At 73.6% G+C, this 16,439-nt stretch carries 15 protein-coding genes and 1 pseudogene; 10 read left to right on the top strand and 6 right to left on the bottom strand.

All coding sequences use genetic code 11. The features are described from left to right. A partial coding sequence (locus tag ACFV4N_RS27760) for a maleylpyruvate isomerase family mycothiol-dependent enzyme (protein WP_499675544.1) occupies window positions 1-740 on the bottom strand: 740 nt, incomplete at its 3' end. A 324-nt stretch (window positions 741-1,064) separates the two neighbouring features. On the opposite strand from ACFV4N_RS27760, the gene ACFV4N_RS27755 reads away from it, so the two are divergent. After that, entirely contained in the window at window positions 1,065-1,565 is a 501-nt protein-coding gene (locus ACFV4N_RS27755; protein ID WP_499675543.1) for a YbaK/EbsC family protein, read from the top strand. After that, window positions 1,562-2,122, top strand: a complete 561-nt coding sequence (locus ACFV4N_RS27750; RefSeq protein ID WP_499675542.1) for a GNAT family N-acetyltransferase — start codon at window positions 1,562-1,564, stop codon at window positions 2,120-2,122. The genes ACFV4N_RS27755 and ACFV4N_RS27750 overlap by 4 nt, the downstream gene beginning before the upstream one ends. A gap of 48 nt (window positions 2,123-2,170) precedes the next feature. Here ACFV4N_RS27750 and ACFV4N_RS27745 read toward each other — a convergent pair whose 3' ends face one another. Together ACFV4N_RS27745 and ACFV4N_RS27740 are read right to left on the bottom strand one after the other, a co-directional pair. Beyond that, complete coding sequence (locus ACFV4N_RS27745; protein ID WP_499675541.1) at window positions 2,171-2,797, bottom strand: CHAP domain-containing protein; 627 nt, start codon at window positions 2,795-2,797, stop codon at window positions 2,171-2,173. An 85-nt stretch (window positions 2,798-2,882) separates the two neighbouring features. Continuing rightward, complete coding sequence (locus tag ACFV4N_RS27740; RefSeq protein WP_499675540.1) at window positions 2,883-4,562, bottom strand: DUF885 domain-containing protein; 1,680 nt, start codon at window positions 4,560-4,562, stop codon at window positions 2,883-2,885. 105 nt (window positions 4,563-4,667) lie between these two features. Between ACFV4N_RS27740 and ACFV4N_RS27735 the strand changes: the two genes are divergently transcribed. Continuing rightward, window positions 4,668-5,318 carry an LppM family (lipo)protein gene (locus ACFV4N_RS27735; protein ID WP_499675539.1) on the top strand — a complete coding sequence of 217 codons (651 nt, stop codon included), beginning with the start codon at window positions 4,668-4,670 and terminating at the stop codon, window positions 5,316-5,318. Between the two features lie 41 nt (window positions 5,319-5,359). Beyond that, window positions 5,360-5,803 (top strand): carboxymuconolactone decarboxylase family protein, encoded by a 444-nt coding sequence (locus ACFV4N_RS27730; RefSeq protein ID WP_499675538.1) that lies wholly within the window; start codon window positions 5,360-5,362, stop codon window positions 5,801-5,803. Window positions 5,804-6,162: 359 nt separating this feature from the next. Here the strand turns inward: ACFV4N_RS27730 and ACFV4N_RS27725 are convergent, their stop codons facing one another. Beyond that, window positions 6,163-7,056 (bottom strand): methylenetetrahydrofolate reductase, encoded by an 894-nt coding sequence (locus ACFV4N_RS27725; RefSeq protein ID WP_499675537.1) that lies wholly within the window; start codon window positions 7,054-7,056, stop codon window positions 6,163-6,165. 102 nt (window positions 7,057-7,158) lie between these two features. Between ACFV4N_RS27725 and ACFV4N_RS27720 the strand changes: the two genes are divergently transcribed. Genes ACFV4N_RS27720 through ACFV4N_RS27710 form a run of 3 tightly spaced genes read left to right on the top strand, consistent with a single transcriptional unit; the run spans window position 7,159 to window position 10,585 of the window. Next, window positions 7,159-8,226, top strand: coding sequence for a polyprenyl synthetase family protein (locus ACFV4N_RS27720; RefSeq protein ID WP_499675536.1), 1,068 nt, complete (start codon window positions 7,159-7,161; stop codon window positions 8,224-8,226). Between the two features lie 2 nt (window positions 8,227-8,228). Further along, window positions 8,229-9,698 carry a phytoene desaturase family protein gene (gene crtI, locus ACFV4N_RS27715; RefSeq protein WP_499675535.1) on the top strand — a complete coding sequence of 490 codons (1,470 nt, stop codon included), beginning with the start codon at window positions 8,229-8,231 and terminating at the stop codon, window positions 9,696-9,698. After that, window positions 9,695-10,585: a phytoene/squalene synthase family protein gene (locus tag ACFV4N_RS27710; RefSeq protein WP_499675534.1), complete on the top strand. Its 891-nt coding sequence runs from the start codon at window positions 9,695-9,697 to the stop codon at window positions 10,583-10,585. The genes crtI and ACFV4N_RS27710 overlap by 4 nt, the downstream gene beginning before the upstream one ends. Before the next feature lie 103 nt (window positions 10,586-10,688). On the opposite strand, the gene ACFV4N_RS27705 is transcribed toward ACFV4N_RS27710, so the two are convergent. Next, on the bottom strand, window positions 10,689-11,054 hold the full coding sequence (locus tag ACFV4N_RS27705; protein WP_499675533.1) for an Rv2175c family DNA-binding protein: 366 nt from the start codon (window positions 11,052-11,054) through the stop codon (window positions 10,689-10,691). A gap of 185 nt (window positions 11,055-11,239) precedes the next feature. On the opposite strand from ACFV4N_RS27705, the pseudogene ACFV4N_RS27700 reads away from it, so the two are divergent. After that, window positions 11,240-12,271 (top strand): annotated as a pseudogene (locus ACFV4N_RS27700) (protein kinase domain-containing protein); the annotation flags it as partial. Beyond that, window positions 12,254-13,699 carry a Stk1 family PASTA domain-containing Ser/Thr kinase gene (locus ACFV4N_RS27695; RefSeq protein WP_499675545.1) on the top strand — a complete coding sequence of 482 codons (1,446 nt, stop codon included), beginning with the start codon at window positions 12,254-12,256 and terminating at the stop codon, window positions 13,697-13,699. The pseudogene ACFV4N_RS27700 and the gene ACFV4N_RS27695, both read left to right, overlap by 18 nt. Before the next feature lie 125 nt (window positions 13,700-13,824). Here ACFV4N_RS27695 and ACFV4N_RS27690 read toward each other — a convergent pair whose 3' ends face one another. After that, window positions 13,825-15,213: a class II 3-deoxy-7-phosphoheptulonate synthase gene (locus tag ACFV4N_RS27690; RefSeq protein WP_499675532.1), complete on the bottom strand. Its 1,389-nt coding sequence runs from the start codon at window positions 15,211-15,213 to the stop codon at window positions 13,825-13,827. A 63-nt stretch (window positions 15,214-15,276) separates the two neighbouring features. Between ACFV4N_RS27690 and ACFV4N_RS27685 the strand changes: the two genes are divergently transcribed. Further along, a complete protein-coding gene (locus ACFV4N_RS27685; protein ID WP_499675531.1) occupies window positions 15,277-16,287 on the top strand; it encodes a DUF2891 domain-containing protein in 1,011 nt (336 codons plus the stop codon). Window positions 16,288-16,439 lie beyond the last annotated feature (152 nt).

The following is a 16,439-nucleotide window of genomic DNA, read 5'->3' as shown; positions in this document are numbered from 1 at the left end:
GCCCACAGCTGGGCGATCGCGTCGTGGTCACCGGTGGTCGGCTCCAGGTCCCGGTCCGGGATCCGACCCCACAGCCAGCGGTAGAGCCGCATGGGCGTGCCGCGCACCTCGGCGTCCGCCGTGGGGCCCTCGTCCGGCAGCAGCAGGTGCGCGGCGGCCGGTTCGGGGCCCGTGGTGGCGATCCAGGTCCGGCCCGGCGTGCGGATCGCCACCGAGCCCTGCCTGGTGCCCCGGACGCCCAGGAGGTCCAGCCGGTGCCCGAGCCAGAGGGACAGGATCTCGTCGATGCCGTCCTCGGCCACGTCGTCGTCGACCGGGTCGACCGGCAGCCCGGCGGCGGCCTGGACGTCCATCCGGTGCACGGTCGACTCGTGCGCCAGCCGCCGCGCCCAGAAGTTGTGGTTGCGCTCGGCGGGCCACCACGTCTCGCACGGGTCGTCGGGTTCGCGGACCCGCAGCGCGCGCACGAGGTCCCGAACCCCGCCGCGCACGTACTCCGGCAGCTCCTGCCCCCGTTCGGGGTCCTGCTGCCACACCAGGGGTTGGCTGCCCTCCCGCAGCCACGTCGACACCATCCGGTACGTGCTGCCCACGTGCCTCGCGGTCTCCCCGAGGTTGAGCCCGGGGCAGGCGGGCACCTGCCGCTCGGGGCGCTGCCCCTCGGCGGACGCGGCCAGGCGTTCGGCTTCCAGCTCCACAACGTCGATCAGGCGGTCGTAGGCGACCAGTCCCCTGCTCACAGTCCGTCCTCGTACGTGATCTCGTCGACCGAATGAGTGAACCGCGCCGGTGGGCGCGCCAGGTCGTTCGCCGCACGGGAGGTGGGCCGGCGGACCGGGCACCGGGTGCGGGGAGATCGGGAGGGGGAAGGTCGATGTCACTCTCGCGGCCTCCTCGCGGGCGTCGGACGGCGACGACCGCCGCGGGGAGACGGCGGCACTTGGCGGTGGGGCGCTTCCCCCGCCCCACCGCCAAGGCATAGCTCGAACAAACGTTCGAGCGCCGCAAGCTTATCCTGCGAGCCCGCCACTCCTCAACCCGAAGCCGCGTGGTCTCATGAACGGGTGAGCGCACTCGACCACCCCGGCATCCGCAAGGTGGCCGCCGTCCTGGCCGAAGCAGGGCACCACGAGGCGGCGGACGGGATCCGCGTGCTGGCCGACGCCGTCCGCACCGCCGCCGAGGCGGCCGCCGCGGTGGGCGTGCCGGTGGGCGCGATCGCCAACAGCCTCGTGTTCGCGGCGGTCCGCGACGGCGTCGCCGAGCCCCTGCTCGTGCTCACCTCCGGGGCTCACCGCGCGGACCAGGACCTGCTGGCCGCGCTGGCGGGCGCGGACCGCGTCGAAAGGGCCACGCCCGCGTTCGTGCGCGAGCACACCGGACAGGTGATCGGCGGTGTCTCGCCGGTCGGGCACCCCGCGCCCGTGCGGACCTTCGTCGACACCGCCCTGGAGCGGTACGAGGTGGTGTGGGCCGCCGCGGGTCACCCGCACGCGGTCTTCCCGACCACGTACGCGGGTCTGGTCGAGCTGACCGGCGGCACGCCGGCCGAGGTCGCCCGGTGACCGCCGCGCCGGCCCGGCGGCTGGTCGAGCTGTCCGCGCGCGAGCTGAACGCCCGGCTCGGCGAGGCGCTGGAGCTGTACGTCAGCGCGATGAACTACCCGCCCGGCACGGCCGAGCAGCGCGCGCCCATGTGGCTGGCGCACATGCTGCGCGACGGCTGGCGGTGCGTGGTGGCGCTCGGCGACGAGGACGAGCTGATCGGCATCGGCTACGGCTACCGCGGCGCGGTGGGCCAGTGGTGGCACGAGCAGGTGCGGCACGGGCTGACCATGGTGGCCGGGCCCGGCGCGGTCGAGGAGTGGATGCGCGACTACTTCGAGCTGACCGAGCTGCACGTGCTGCCGGAGGCGCAGAGCCGCGGCATCGGGGAGCAGCTGCTGCGCACCCTGCTGGCGGGCGTGCCGAACTCGCGGGTGCTGCTGTCCACCCCGGAGGGACCGAGCAAGGCGTGGCGGCTGTACCGGCGGGTGGGGTTCGTGGACGTGCTGCGGCACTACCAGTTCACCGGCGACCCGCGCCCGTTCGCGGTGCTGGGCCGCGCGCTGCCCCTGGGATGACGAACGCGGGTGGCCCCGATGGGGACCACCCGCGCCCGGGAGAACCGCCTAGAAGGGCGAGACGAAGCCCGTCGCCTTCAGGTACCTGCCCGCGTTGAGCCCCTCGATCGGGCGCAGCTTGGAGTACACGACCCGCTCGCCGAAGTTGCCCTCGACGGTGCGGACGTGCGTGGCCTTGCGGCCGGTCCGGTCGTACTTCACCTCGACCACGAGGCCGACGTGCGCGTGCATGTCCGGGTAGTTGCCGTAGACGACGGCGTCGCCGGGCTCCACGTCCCGCTCGGCGATGTCCTTCCAGCGGCCGTTGGCCTTGCCCCACTTCTGCCAGTACGTCGCCCAGTGGCCCTGGTCGAGCACCGACCCGCCGGGCGCGGGCCGCATCGACGGCCGGTCCGGCACGCCGGCGGTGGTCCACGCCCAGTTGACGAACACGCCGCACCACTCGGCCGGGCGCAGGATCCCCTGGCCCGCCAACTGGTACTTCTCCGGGTAGTAGTTGCCCCGGCCCTCGCGCTGGCCGACCTCGCGCAGGGCGTGGTCCACCATCTCCTGCCGGATCCGCCACTGCTCCCGGTCCGAGACCGCGCCGGGTTGCGCGTGCGCCGGGGCCGCGCCGAACAGCAGCGCACCGGCCAGCACGACGCCGAGCGCCGCGCGCATGGGACGCCTGCTCATCCCTCCCCCTCTCCTCGCCCGCACATCCAACACCGGGTCGGGTGACCTCGTCGTGAGGTCGGGCACCACCGCCCGACCACCCCGGTCAGAGCTCCGCGAGCCGCTCACGAAGAGTGTCCAGGCCCATGGCTCCCATCTCCAAGGCACGGGAGTGAAATTCCTTGAGGTCGAAAGTGCCGGCGTGGCGCGCGCGGGCCTCCTCGCGGGCCGCGAGCCAGAGCCGCTCGCCCAGTTTGTAGGACGGGGCCTGACCCGGCCAGCCGAGGTAGCGGTCGATCTCGTCGCGCACGTGCGCCGCGTCGGTGATGGTGCGGGTCAGCATGAACTCCAGGCCCAGGTCCGGGGTCCAGCGCTCGCCCTCGTGGAAGCCGGTGCCGCGCGGGACCTCCAGCTCCAGGTGCATGCCGATGTCGACGATCACGCGCGCGGCGCGGAACAGGTGCGCGTCGAGCATCCCCAGCAGGTCGCCGTCGTCCTCCAGGTAGCCCAGCTCGCGCATCAGCCGCTCCGCGTAGAGCGCCCAGCCCTCGCCGTGCCCGGACACCCAGCACATCAGGCGCTGGAACTCGTTGAGCCGCTCGGCCTGGTAGACGGCCGTGGCGACCTGGAGGTGGTGGCCCGGCACGCCCTCGTGGTAGACGGTGGAGACCTCGCGCCAGGTGGAGAACTCCTGCTTGTCGCCCGGCACGGACCACCACATGCGGCCCGGCCGGGAGAAGTCCGGGCTGGGGCCGGTGTAGTAGGCGCCGACGCCACCGCCGGGGGGCGCGATGCGGCACTCCAGCCTCATCAGCTCGTCGGGCAGCTCGAAGTGCACGTCGCGGACCTCTTGGAGGGCCTTGTCGGACAGCTCCTGCATCCACGACCGGAGCCCGTCCTTGCCGTGCACCAGGTAGCGGGGGTCGGCGTCGAGCGCGGCGGCGGCCTCGGCGAGCGTGGCGCCCGGCTTGATCCGGTCCGCGACCTGCTTCATCTCGGTCTCGATGCGGGTGAACTCCGCCCAGCCCCACTCGTACGCCTCGGCCAGGTCGAGCCGGGAGCCGGTGAAGTAGCGCGACTGGAGGCGGTAGACGTCCTCGCCGACCGCGTCCTTGGCCGGCGCCTTCGGCGCGAGGTCGGCGCGCAGGAACTCGGCGAAGTCGCCGTACGCCTCGGCGGCGGCCCTCGCGCCCGCCTCCAGGTCGGTGCGCAGCGCGCCGTCCGCCTTCGCGTCGGCGATCAGCTTCGCGAAGAACGACGCGTCACCGGTGCGACCCGCCCACGTGTCGCACTGCGCGGCGACCTTGGTGACCTGGCGCAGCGCCGCCACGCGGCCGGAGTCGGCGGCGTTCGCGAGGCCCGCGCGCAGGTTGGCCAGGGCGTCCGGCACGGCGGCGAGGCGCTTGGCGACGACCTCCCAGTCCTCGGTGGTGTCGACCGGCATGAGGTCGAACACCTCGCGCACCGACTGCACGGGGCTGGCGATGACGTTGAGGCTGCTCTGGGACAGTCCCGCCTCGTACAGCTCGACCTCCAGGCCGATCCGCTCCTGGAACACCGCCTTCGCGTCGGCCTCGGACTCGTCCGCGGGCTCGGCGGCGGTGATCTCGGCGAGCGCCTTCTTCGACAGCTCGTAGCGGGCGGCGTGCCCCTCCGGCGAGAAGTCGGTGATCCGGTCGTCGTGGCCGGGTTTGCCCATGTAGGTCGCCGTCAACGGGTCCGCTGCCGCGTAGTCGGCGACGTACTGGTTGCTGATGCCGTGCACGCCGGCCGGGGAGGTTGCCATGCGCCGCACGTTACCCGCGGGTCTTGTCACCCCGACAGGTATTTAGCCAGGCTCACGATCGTGTCCCGGCGGTCAACTTTTGACGGCTGCCGGCAGGATGGCCGGGTGCCCAGGGCCTCCGCGCTCCTCCTGCCCGTGCTCCTCCTCGCGGCGTTCGCGCTGACGGGGTGCGTGCGGCTGCACGCCGCGATGGCGGTGTCGCAGGACGACCGCGTGTCCGGCGAGATCACCGCCGCGACCCCGCCCACCCGCGACAACGACCCCGGCCCGCAGCTGAAGGTGCCGGAGGAGCTGGCAGGCCGGGTGACCACCCAGCCCTACCACCAGGACGACTACGTGGGGACGCGGCTGTCCTTCAGCGCGTTGACCTTCGACGAGGTCAAGGTCCTGGCGACGGCCACCAGCGCGTCGTCCAGCCGGTACCAGCTGGCGTTCCGGCGCTCGGGCGACCTGGTGACGCTGTCCGGGTCGGTCGACCTGACCCAGGTGCCGCCGGAGCGGGCGGACGTGCAGGTGAAGATCGCCTTCCCGGGCGAGGTGATCGACACGAACGGGCGAGAAGAGGACAACGCCACGATCGCGTGGGCGCCGAAGCCGGGCCAGGCGTCTATGATCACCGCGACCGTCCGGTACGCCGGGGCGAACGCCGTGTCCTACTTCGGGTGGACCATGCTGGTGGCCGGGCTGACCGGCGGGGCGGCGCTGATCGTGCTGGTGCTGGCCCTGGTGTCGCACCGGCGGAACCTGGTCGCCTGATCGGGTTGTCACACCCCGCGTCGCTGCCTCGTCCTGATGACATGAGGATGAACTTCGCCACCGTGGCGCCCGAGGCTTACCGCTTGATGCTCGAACTGAACTCCTACGCCGCCGAGAACGTCGACCACACCCTGCTGGAGCTGGTGAAGCTCCGGGCGTCGGTGATCAACGGGTGCGCGTTCTGCGTCGACATGCACACCACCGACGCCATGAAGGCGGGCGAGAACCCGCAGCGGCTGTTCGCGGTGTCGGTGTGGCGGGAGTCGACGTTCTTCAGCGAGACCGAGCGGGTGGCGCTGGAACTGACCGACGCGGTGACCAGGCTCGGCGAGCACGGCGTGCCGGAGGAGCTGTGGGCGCGGGCGGCCGAGTCGTTCACCGAGAAGGAACTGGCCGACCTGCTGGCGCTGATCATCAGCATCAACGGCCTGAACCGGCTGGCCGTGACGCTGGAGTCGGCGACCGAGCGGAAGTTGAGGAGCTGAGCATGAGGAACTGAACGCGGTGGTCGGCTCCGACTGGCCAACCCACCACCCAACGGGCCACTCCAGCCGGGCCAACCCGCCCAGCGGCCGAGCTTTCAACCCAACCGACCCCCACCCGGAGGCCCACCCAGCCCGACCACCCACCCAGCGGCCGGCCTCAGCCCAACCGACCTACCACCCGGCATCCGGCATCCGGCATCCGGCATCCAGCTCAGCCAACCTCCCACCTGGCAGCCCAGCTCCAGCCCAGCCAACCACCCACCTCGCCGTCCACTCCGACCTGGTTGGCTCCGATCTGGTTGGCTCCGACCTGGTTGGCTCCGACCTGGTTGGCGCGGGGATGTCGGGTGGGGCCGAGGTCAGTGGGTGCCTGCCCTGGCGGGGATCAGGCCCAGTCGGCCCACCACCTCGCGCGTCGCCTTCGAGCGGTTGAAGGTGTAGAAGTGCAGGCCCGGGACGCCCTCTGCGAGCAGCCGCTCGCCCATCTCGGTGACCAAGTCCACACCGGCCGCGCGGAAGGACGCCGGGTCGTCGGCCAGGTGCTCCAGTCGGCGTGCCACCGCGGCCGGCATGGGCGCGCCGGACAGCTCGACCGACTTGGCCAGCGTCCGGGGCGTGGTCAGGGGCATCAGGCCGGGCAGCAGCACCGTCTCGCAGCCGGTCGCCGCCACCCGGTCGCGCAGCCGCAGGAAGTCCTCCGGGTCGAGGAACAGCTGGGCGATCGCGAAGTCCGCGCCCGCCCGCAGCTTGCGCACCAGGTGCGCGGTGTCCTCGTCCAGGTCGCGCGACCTGGGGTGGCCGTACGGGAAGGCCGCCACGCCCACGCAGAAGTCGCCCAGCTCGCGGCACAACCGGACCAGTTCCTCGGCGTAGGTCAGGCCCTCCGGGTGGGCCACCCACTCGCCGTCGGGGTTGCCGGGCGGGTCGCCGCGGACCGCGAGGATGTTGCGCACGCCGACGGCCGCGTACCAGCCGATGACGTTGCGCAGCTCGGCCACCGAGTGGTCGACCGCGGTGAGGTGCGCCATCGGCACGAGCGTCGTCTCCTGGACGACGCGGGCGGTGGTGCGCACCGTCCGGTCGCGCGTGGAGCCGCCCGCGCCGTAGGTGATGGACACGAACGCCGGGTCGAGCGCCTCCAGCTCGCGGATCGCCCGCCACAGCACGGCCTCGTCCGCCGTGTCGCGCGGGGGGAAGAACTCGACGGAGAAGACGGGGTCTCCCCCGCTCAGGCGCTCGATGACGGACGTCATGCGACCAGCCTAGAGGCACGTTCGCAGCGTGGGACAGTCCTTCCACCTGCTGGACCACCCCCCGGTTGGGCGGCCGGGCGGCGCAAAGGTGACGATAGGACCGTGCCGCCCCACCCTTTGGACCTCGAACTGCCCAAGCACGTCGACGCCGCCCTGACCGGCTACCTCGCCGACCGGCGGTCACTGGGTGAGCGCATGGAGTCGAACTTCACCGGCGCGGTGGACGCGCTGGCCGACTTCGTCCTCGGCGGCGGCAAGCGCATCCGGCCCACCTTCGCGTGGTGGGGCTGGCGCGCGGCGGGCGGCGACCCGGACGGCGAGCTGGCGGGCTCCGTCCTCACCGCGGTCAGCTCGCTGGAGCTGATCCAGGCCTGCGCCCTGGTGCACGACGACCTGATGGACGCCTCCGAGACCCGGCGCGGCAGCCCGACCGTGCACGTCCGGTTCGCCGCGCGGCACCGCGCCGAGGGCTGGCTCGGCGAGCCCGAGCGGTTCGGCCTGGCCGCGGCCGTGCTGATCGGCGACATCGCCCTGGCCTGGGCGGACGACATGCTGTTCGCGGCCGGGCTGCCCACCGACGCGCTCCAGCGGCTGAGCCTGCCGTGGCGGGACATGCGCACCGAGATGCTGGCCGGCCAGTACCTGGACGTGCTGACCCAGGCGCGCGGCGACGCCTCACCGGACGCCGCGCTGCGCATCGACCGGCTCAAGACCGCCGCCTACACCGTGGAGCGGCCGCTGCACATGGGCGCGGCCATCGGCGGCGGCTCACCGGAGCTGGTGGCCGGGCTGCGCTCGTTCGGGGCCGACATCGGCGTGGCGTTCCAGCTCCGCGACGACCTGCTCGGCGTGTTCGGCGACCCGGTGGTGACCGGCAAGCCCGCGGGCGACGACCTGCGCGAGGGCAAGCGGACGCTGCTGGTCGCCCTGGGCATGGAGTACGGCGCGGACGTGCTGCACGACGCGCTGGGCCGCCCCGACCTGGACGAGGCCACGGTGGCCGCGGCGCGGGCGCAGCTGGAGGAGGTGGGCGCGGTGGCCGCCGTCGAGGCGCGCATCGCCGAGCTGACCGAGTCGGCGCTGCTGGCGCTCGACCGGGCGCCGGTGGCGGAACCGGCGGCGGAACGGCTGGCCGAGCTGGCGGTCAGCGCCACGAAGCGGGCCTACTGACGATGCGGGAGGTCTCGGGTCGCACCGACCACGTCGTCGTGGTCGGCGCGGGGCTGGCCGGGCTGTCCGCCGCGCTGCACCTGATCGGCGCGGGCAGGCGGGTCACCGTGGTGGAGCGCGACGACGTGCCCGGCGGCCGGGCCGGGCGGCTGGACCTGGGCGGGTACCGGTTCGACACCGGCCCGACCGTGCTGACCATGCCGGAGCTGGTGGACGAGGCGCTGAACGCGGTCGGCGAGTCGCTGGCCGACCGGCTGGAGCTGCTGCCCGTCGAGCCCGCCTACCGGGCCCGGTTCGCCGACGGGGCCGCGCTGGACGTGCACGCCGACGCCGACGCGATGGAGGCCGAGGTGCGCCGGTTCGCCGGTCCCCGCGAGGCCGCCGGGTACCGGGCGCTGCGCCGCTGGCTGACCGAGCTGTACCGGGTGGAGCGGGACGAGTTCATCGGCGCGAACTTCGACTCGCCGCTGGACCTGCTCACACCGAGGCTGGCGCGGCTGACCGCGCTGCGCGGGTTCGCCCGGCTCGAACCGTCGGTGGCGCGGTTCATCTCCGACGAGCGGCTGCGCCGCGTGTTCACCTTCCAGTCCCTGTACGCCGGGGTGCCGCCGCGCCGGGCCCTGGCCGCGTACGCGGTGATCGCCTACATGGACACGGTGGCGGGCGTCTACCACCCGCGCGGCGGGATGAGGGCGCTGCCGGACGCGCTGGCGGCGGCGGCCGTGGACGCCGGGGCCGAGTTCCGCTACGGGACCAGGGTGGCGTGGCTGGAGCGGATCGGCGGCCGGGTCACCGCCGTGCGCACCGCCCACGGCGAGCGCATCCCGTGCGACGCGGTGGTGCTCACCCCGGACCTGCCGACCTCCTACCGCCTGCTCGGCCACCGCCCGCGCCGTCCGCTGCCGGTGACCTGGTCGCCGTCGGCGGTGGTGCTGCACGCGGGCGTGACGCGCACGTGGCCGGAGCTGGCGCACCACACCATCTTCTTCGGGGCCGCGTGGGAGCGGACCTTCACCGAGCTGACCCGCCGCGGCACGCTGATGAGCGACCCGTCGCTGCTGGTCACCGCCCCTCCCGGGCAGGGGATGTTCGTGCTGGCGCCCGCGCCGAACCTGCGGCGGTCGGCGATCGACTGGGAACGCGTCGGCCCCGCCTACCGCGACGAGCTGGTGCGCACGCTGGAGGCGCGCGGCCTGACCGGGTTCGGGGACTCGATCGAGGTGGAGCACCTGGTCACGCCGCGCGACTGGGCCGCCATGGGCCTGGCCGCGGGCACCCCGTTCTCCGCCGCGCACACGTTCGCCCAGACCGGGCCGTTCCGGCCGCGCAACCTCGTGCTGGACAACGCGGTGCTGGCCGGCTGCGGCACCACGCCGGGCGTGGGCGTGCCGCCGGTGCTGATCTCCGGCAGGCTCGCCGCCCAGCGGATCACCGGCGCGGGCGCGCGTCGGCGGGCGGTCGCGCGCACGTGACGGACCTCGCCGCCGCGTACGACGCCTGCCGCGAGCTGCACGCCCGGCACGGTCGCACGTACTACCTGGCCACGCGGCTGCTCACGCCCCGGCAGCGGCTCGCCGTGCACGCGCTGTACGCGTTCGCGCGGTACGCGGACGAGATCGTGGACGACGGGCGTTCCGCCGACCCGGCCGCCGAGCTGGACCTGCTGGACCGGCAGCTGGCCGACGCGCTGGCGGGGCGCGGGTCCGGCGGCAACCCGGTCGTCGTGGCCGTGGCCGCCACCGCGCGGGACCACTCGATCGACCACCGGCTGTTCGCCGACTTCCTCGCGTCCATGCGGATGGACCTGCACGTGACGTCCTACCCGGACTTCGCGGCGCTGGAGCGGTACGTGCACGGCTCGGCGGCCGTCATCGGGCTCCAGCTGCTGCCGGTCCTCGGGACCGTCGTGCCGAGGGAGGAGGCCGAGCCGGCCGCCGCCGCGCTGGGCCGGGCGTTCCAGCTCACGAACTTCCTGCGGGACGTCGGCGAGGACCTGGACCGGGGGCGGGTGTACCTGCCGGAGGACGTGCTGGCCGCCCACGGCGTGGACCGGGAGCTGCTGGCGGACTGCCGGCGCACCGGGCGATCGGACCCCCGGGTGCGGCGGGCGCTGCGGCACCTCGTGGCGCACACCCTGGCGGTGTACCGGGAGGCCGAGGTGGGCGTGCCGATGCTCGCGCCGGTGTCGCGGCCGTGCGTCCGGACCGCCCTGGTGCTGTACCGGGGCATCCTGGACGAGATCGCGGCGGCCGACTACCGGGTGCTGGACCGGCGGGTGGCGGTGCCGGGGACGCGCCGGCTCGCCGTGGCGCTGCCCGGCCTGGCCCGCGCCCTGGTGGCCCGTGCCTCGGGCCGCTGACGTGCGCGTCCACCCGCCCCGGACCGGGCCCCGGGAGCACGACGTCCGGGCAACCCGTGCGGGCTGCCCGGACGTGGGGCTGGTGGTTCCGGTGTGGTGCGGGTCAGAAACCCATGGCCTGCGCCCGCCTCTTGACCTCACGGCCGCGGTCGCCGCGCAGCGCCTCGATCGGCGTGCCCGGCAGGGTCTCGTCCTCGGTGAACAGCCACCGCAGGATCTCATCGGTCGAGAAGCCGGAGTCGCGCAGCACCGTGATGGTGCCGGGCAGTCCCTTGACCACGCCTCCGGCGGCGAGGAACTGGGCGGGGACGACCAGCACGCCGTCGCGGCGCTCGGCGAGGAGCTGACCGTCGCGCAGCAGCTGGTGGACTCGGGTGATGGGCAGGCCGAGGCGCTCGGCGACCTCCGGCAGGTTCAGGACCTCCAGGTCGGGAGCCAGCACGTCGGCAGCGGCAGGAATCGCACTCACGTGCGTCACGATGCCACAACGACGGGAGCAACGCCCTGCGCCAACCGGGTGGTGGCCGTACACCGCCGGGTCACCCCTCCGACACCCCCTGTTCCGTGCGACTTTGACGCGGAACCCACACGCGCGCGTGGGACCATCCAGCGCACGGCAATCGGTCGGCACCACCCACCGTACGATCCACGGCTGTGGAAAGGTCGGCGACGAACGTGATCGGCGGGCTGCTCGAACAGCGCTACCGGGTAGGCGCCCTGCTGGCGCGGGGCGGCATGTCCGCCGTCTACCGGGGCGTGGACACGCGCCTGGAGCGGGACGTGGCCATCAAGGTCATGGACCCCAGGTTCTCCGCGGACCCGCAGTTCGTCGCGCGGTTCGAGCGCGAGGCGCGCGCCGCGGCCAAGCTGCACCACCCCGGCGTGGTGCAGGTGCACGACCAGGGCGTCGACGAGGACCGCGTGTTCCTGGTCATGGAGCTGGTCGAGGGCGGCACGCTGCGCGACCTGCTCAACGACCGCGGCACGCTCGACGTGCCGCTCGCCCTGACGGTCCTGGAGAAGGTGCTCGCGGCGCTGGCCTCGGCGCACCGGGCGGACCTGGTGCACCGGGACGTGAAGCCGGAGAACGTGCTGATCGGGCGCGGCGGCGTGGTGAAGGTCGCGGACTTCGGCCTGGTCCGGGCGATCTCGACGGCAGGCGTCACCAGCGACTCGGTAATCCTGGGCACGGTCGCCTATCTGTCACCCGAACAGGTGACCACCGGCAACACCGACGCCCGCAGCGACGTCTACTCGGCGGGCGTGCTGCTGTACGAGATGCTGACCGGCGCGCCGCCCTACGTGGGCGACAACGCCATCTCCGTGGCCTACCGGCACGTGAACGACGAGGTGCCGCCGGTGACGGGGGTGCCGGCCGAGGTGGCGGAGCTGGTGCGGCGGGCCACCCGCAAGGAGCCGTTCCTGAGGCCGGCCGACGCCGACTCGTTCCTGTCGGAGGTGGAGGCGGTCCGGGCCAAGCTCGGCCTGGTGACCGCTGACGTGCCGACGCCCGTCGCCGCGCCGGTGCCGCAGCCCGCCGGGACGCCGCCGGGCGGGGTGCCCCTGGGTGGGGTGCCTCTGGGTGGGATGCCTTCTGGCGGGGTGCCTGGCGGGGTGCCGGGTGCGGGGCCGGGCGGGGTGCCGCAGGCCGGAGCACCCCAGGCCGGGGTGCCGCTGCCCGGGACGCCGTTGGCCGGAGCGCCACTGACCGGGGTCGCGCTGCCCGGGACGCCACTGACCGGGACCCCGTCAGCCGGCGTCCCGCTGCCCGCGGCTCCGCTCTCCGGTGTCCCGTTGTCCGGCGTCCCGCTGCCCGGCACCCCCGTGCCCGGGGTCCCACCGCCCGGCACTCCCCTGCCCGGTACTCCCCTGCCCGGCGCTCCGCTGCCCGGGACAGCCACCGGAGAACCCGCCGGGGAACCGCTGACCCAGCGGGTCGTCCTCGACGACCCCACCGCGCGGCAGGTGCCCGCGCCGACCGCGACCGAGCAGACCGTGCACCTCGCGCCGGTCGGGGTGGGCGCGCCCACCGCGTTCGCCGAGCCGACCGTGCCGGTGCACCGCCCGAACCCCCTCGCGACGCCCGCCGCCGGCCCCCAGGGCACCCGGGCGATCCCCCGTGCCGCCCTCGTGCCGCCGCCCGAGGCACCGCTCACCGCGCCCAGGCCCAGACCGCGCCGCCCACCCCGCAAGAAGAAGACGCCCGAGCAGCTCCAGCAGGAGCTGCGGGAGCGCGGCAAGCGCCAGTTCATCACCTGGCTCAGCGTCGTGGTCGTGGCGGCGGTGCTGATCGGCGTCACGACCTGGTGGTTCTCCATCGGCCGGGTCACCAAGGTGCCCGAACTGGTCGGCAAGGACGAGTCCACGGCCGTCGCGCTGATCGAGGGCGCCGCGCTCAAGTACACGCAGTCCATCGAGAAGAGCGACACGGTCCCCTCGGGCCAGGTGATCAGCGTCGACCCGCCGGCGGGCACCGAGGCCAACCGGGGCGACCTGGTGCGGCTCGTGGTGTCCGGCGGCAAGCCCGTGGTGCCGCAGGTCCAGCCGGGCGTCGACACGGCGGCGGCCGAGCGCGAGATCGCGTCGGTCGGGTTGAAGTCGCAGCTCAACCCCGCCCAGGACCAGTTCAGCGACCGCGTGCCCAAGGGCAAGGTGCTCACCCTGGACCCCGCGCCCGGCACGCCCGTGCCCATCGGCTCGACGGTGACGATCGTCATCAGCAAGGGCATCGAGCCCAAGCCCGTGCCGAGCGTGACCGGCAAGTCCAAGGACGAGGCGTTCGCCGAGCTGTCCGCGGCCGGGTTCGAGCCGGTCGAGGGGCCGGCGGAGTTCTCCGAGTCCGTGGACGCGGGCAAGGTGGTGCGCACCGACCCGGCGGCCGGCTCGAACGTGACCGGCAACGACCGGCGCGTGACCGTGTTCACGTCCAACGCGGTGACCGTGCCGCAGGTCGAGGGCAAGCGGGTCGAGGAGGCCAAGCGCGAGCTGGAGAGGGCCGGGCTGAAGGTGGACGTGCAGTTCAACGACCGGGGCCGGGCGCGGGTGGTCAACCAGTCCGTGCGCGCCGGGCAGCGCGTGCCCAAGGACACCCGGATCGTGCTGATCGCCCTCTGACCCCGGGCCGGCCGACCCCGGCAGTGGAACGGCCCCCCACCTCCGAGGAGGTGGGGGGCCGTTTCGTTCGGGACCGACTCGCCCCGGCCGCAGGGCCCCAGCCGCAGGGCCCCAGCCGTCAGGCCTCAGCCGCGGAGCATCTCCGCGACGAGGAAGGCCAGCTCCAGCGACTGCTGGGTGTTCAGGCGCGGGTCGCAGGCGGTCTCGTAGCGGCCGGCCAGGTCGGTGTCGGAGATCTCCTGGGCGCCGCCCAGGCACTCGGTGACGTCCTCGCCGGTCAGCTCGATGTGGATGCCGCCCGGGTGGGTGCCCAGCCTGCGGTGCACCTCGAAGAAGCCCTGCACCTCGTCCACGATCCGGTCGAAGTGCCGGGTCTTGTAGCCGGTGGAGGACTCGTGGGTGTTGCCGTGCATCGGGTCGCACTGCCAGATGACCTGGTGGCCGGAGGCGGTGACCTTCTCCACGATCGGGGGCAGCACGTCGCGGACCTTGCCGTTGCCCATGCGGCTGATCAGGGTCAGCCGGCCGGGCTGGTTGTGCGGGTCCAGGCGCTCGACGTACTCGACCGCCATCTCCGGCGTGGTCGACGGGCCGATCTTCAGGCCGATGGGGTTGGACAGCAGCTCGGCGAACGCGATGTGCGCGCCGTCGAGCTGGCGGGTCCGCTCGCCGATCCACAGGAAGTGCGAGGACAGGTCGTACAGCTTCGCCTGGTCGCCACCGGTGTCCAGGCGAAGCAGGGCCCGCTCGTAGTCCAGCAGCAGGGCCTCGTGCGAGGCGAAGATCTCCGTGGTGTGCAGCGACATGTCGTTCACGCCGCACGCCGACATGAACCGCAGGCCCCGGTCGATCTCGCCGGCCAGCGCCTCGTACCGCTCGCCGGCGGGCGAGGTGCGCACGAAGTCCTTGTTCCAGTCGTGCAGGCGGTGCAGGTCGGCCATGCCGGCCGTGGTCATCGCGCGCAGCAGGTTCATCGCCGCGCCCGCGTTGGCGTAGGCGCGGATCATCCGCGAGGGATCCGGCACGCGCGCCTCGGGCGTCGCGACCAGGGAGTTCACGATGTCGCCCCGGTAGGACGGCAGGCCGAGCGCGTCGATGCCCGACGAGCGCGGCTTGGCGTACTGCCCGGCGATGCGGCCGATCTTGACCACCGGCAGGCTCGCGCCGTAGGTCAGCACCACGGCCATCTGGAGCAGGGTCCGGACGTTGGCGCGGATGTGCGGCTCCGTGTTGTCCGCGAACGTCTCCGCGCAGTCACCGCCCTGGAGCAGAAAAGCCTCGCCCCGCGCCACCTCGGCCAGGTGCCCGCGCAGGCGGTCGACCTCGGCGGGCACGGTGATCGGCGGCACGCTCTCCAACACGGCGCGCACGCGGCGCACCTGCTCGGAGTCCGGCCACTCCGGCTGCTGGGCGGCCGGGCGGGCGAGCGCGTCGTCCAGCCGGGCGCGCAGCTCGGGCGGGAGGGGCGGAAGCTCGGGAAGCGTGTCCACGGGCACGTCCACGGTCCAGTTCACACGTTAAAGATAGCTGTCCACACTCCAAGACGGACGCGGGTCCACCTCGGCATGATGTGGCTCATGTCTGACACCCGGTTGGATGATGGAACGGCCGCCCGGTTGCTGTCGTTGGCCGTGGAGAACCTCCAGCGGGACCACCCGACGCACTGGTCGCACGTGATCGCGGACGACGCCGGGCTGGTGCCGCAGCGGGAGCTGCACCCGATCTTCGCCGGGTCGTTCGACTGGCACTCGTGCGTGCACCAGACGTGGCTGGCGGTGCGCCTGCTGCGGTCGCGGCCGGGGCTGCCGGGTGCGGACGAGGCGCGGCGCGTGCTCGACTCGCTGATCACCGCCGAGCACGCGCGGGTCGAGGCGGCGTTCTTCGCCGGGCCGAGCGGCGGGTTCTGGGAGCGACCCTACGGGTGGGCCTGGCTGCTGGTGCTGGACGCGGAGCTGCGCACGTGGGGCTCGCCGTGGGCGGAGGAGCTGCGGCCGCTGAGCGGGGTGCTGCGCGAGAAGTACCTGGAGAAGGTGGTCGGTTCGCGGCTGCCGGTCCGCACCGGGACGCACGGCAACACGGCCTTCGCCACCGGTCTCGTGCTCGACGCGGCGCGTGCCGCCGGTGACGAGGAGCTGGCGGCGGCCTGCGCGGCGGCGGCGCTGCGCTGGCACCGGGAGGACGCCGGGTACGGCGGGTTCGAGCCGAGCGCGGGCGACTTCCTGTCCCCCGGCCTGACCGAGGCCGACCTGATGCGCCGGGTGCTGCCCCCGGCCGAGTTCGCCGGCTGGTTCGAGGCCTTCCTGCCGGACCTGGAGGAGGCCCGCTGGAAGTCGCTGCGCGAGCCGGTGCCGGTGGACGAGCCCGGCGACCCCTACGGCTCCCACCTGGTTGGGCTGGCGCTGTCCCGGGCCTGGCAGTGGCGCGAGATCGCCACCGCCCTCCCCCCGACCCACCGCTACACCCCGTTGGCCGGGGACGCGGCCGAATCACACCGCGAGGTGGGCCTGAACCACGTCTTCGGCCACGGCTACTACGCCGAGCACTGGCTGGGCACCTTCGCCGCCTACCTAGACCTGAACGCCTTCTAACCCCGCGTGTCCTCCACTCCGGCATCGCGTGTCCTCCAGTCGGACACCGCGAGTCGCGCACTCGGGACCGGCGATGCGGACCCGGAGGTGCGACACGCGGTGCCTGAGTGGACGACACGCCGTGTCGGAGTGGAGGACACGCGATGTCTGAG

Source organism: Actinosynnema sp. NPDC059797, assembly GCF_042732085.1.
GTDB lineage: Bacteria > Actinomycetota > Actinomycetes > Mycobacteriales > Pseudonocardiaceae > Actinosynnema.
This window is presented reverse-complemented; position numbering and strand designations above follow the sequence as displayed.

Coding starts and splice junctions, on each gene's coding strand:
- ACFV4N_RS27745 (WP_499675541.1), bottom strand. CDS start 2,797: ATGAGCAGGCGTCCCATGCGCGCGGCGCTCGGCGTCGTGCTGGCCGGT.
- ACFV4N_RS27740 (WP_499675540.1), bottom strand. CDS start 4,562: ATGGCAACCTCCCCGGCCGGCGTGCACGGCATCAGCAACCAGTACGTC.
- ACFV4N_RS27730 (WP_499675538.1), top strand. CDS start 5,360: ATGAGGATGAACTTCGCCACCGTGGCGCCCGAGGCTTACCGCTTGATG.
- ACFV4N_RS27725 (WP_499675537.1), bottom strand. CDS start 7,056: ATGACGTCCGTCATCGAGCGCCTGAGCGGGGGAGACCCCGTCTTCTCC.
- crtI (WP_499675535.1), top strand. CDS start 8,229: ATGCGGGAGGTCTCGGGTCGCACCGACCACGTCGTCGTGGTCGGCGCG.
- ACFV4N_RS27685 (WP_499675531.1), top strand. CDS start 15,277: ATGTCTGACACCCGGTTGGATGATGGAACGGCCGCCCGGTTGCTGTCG.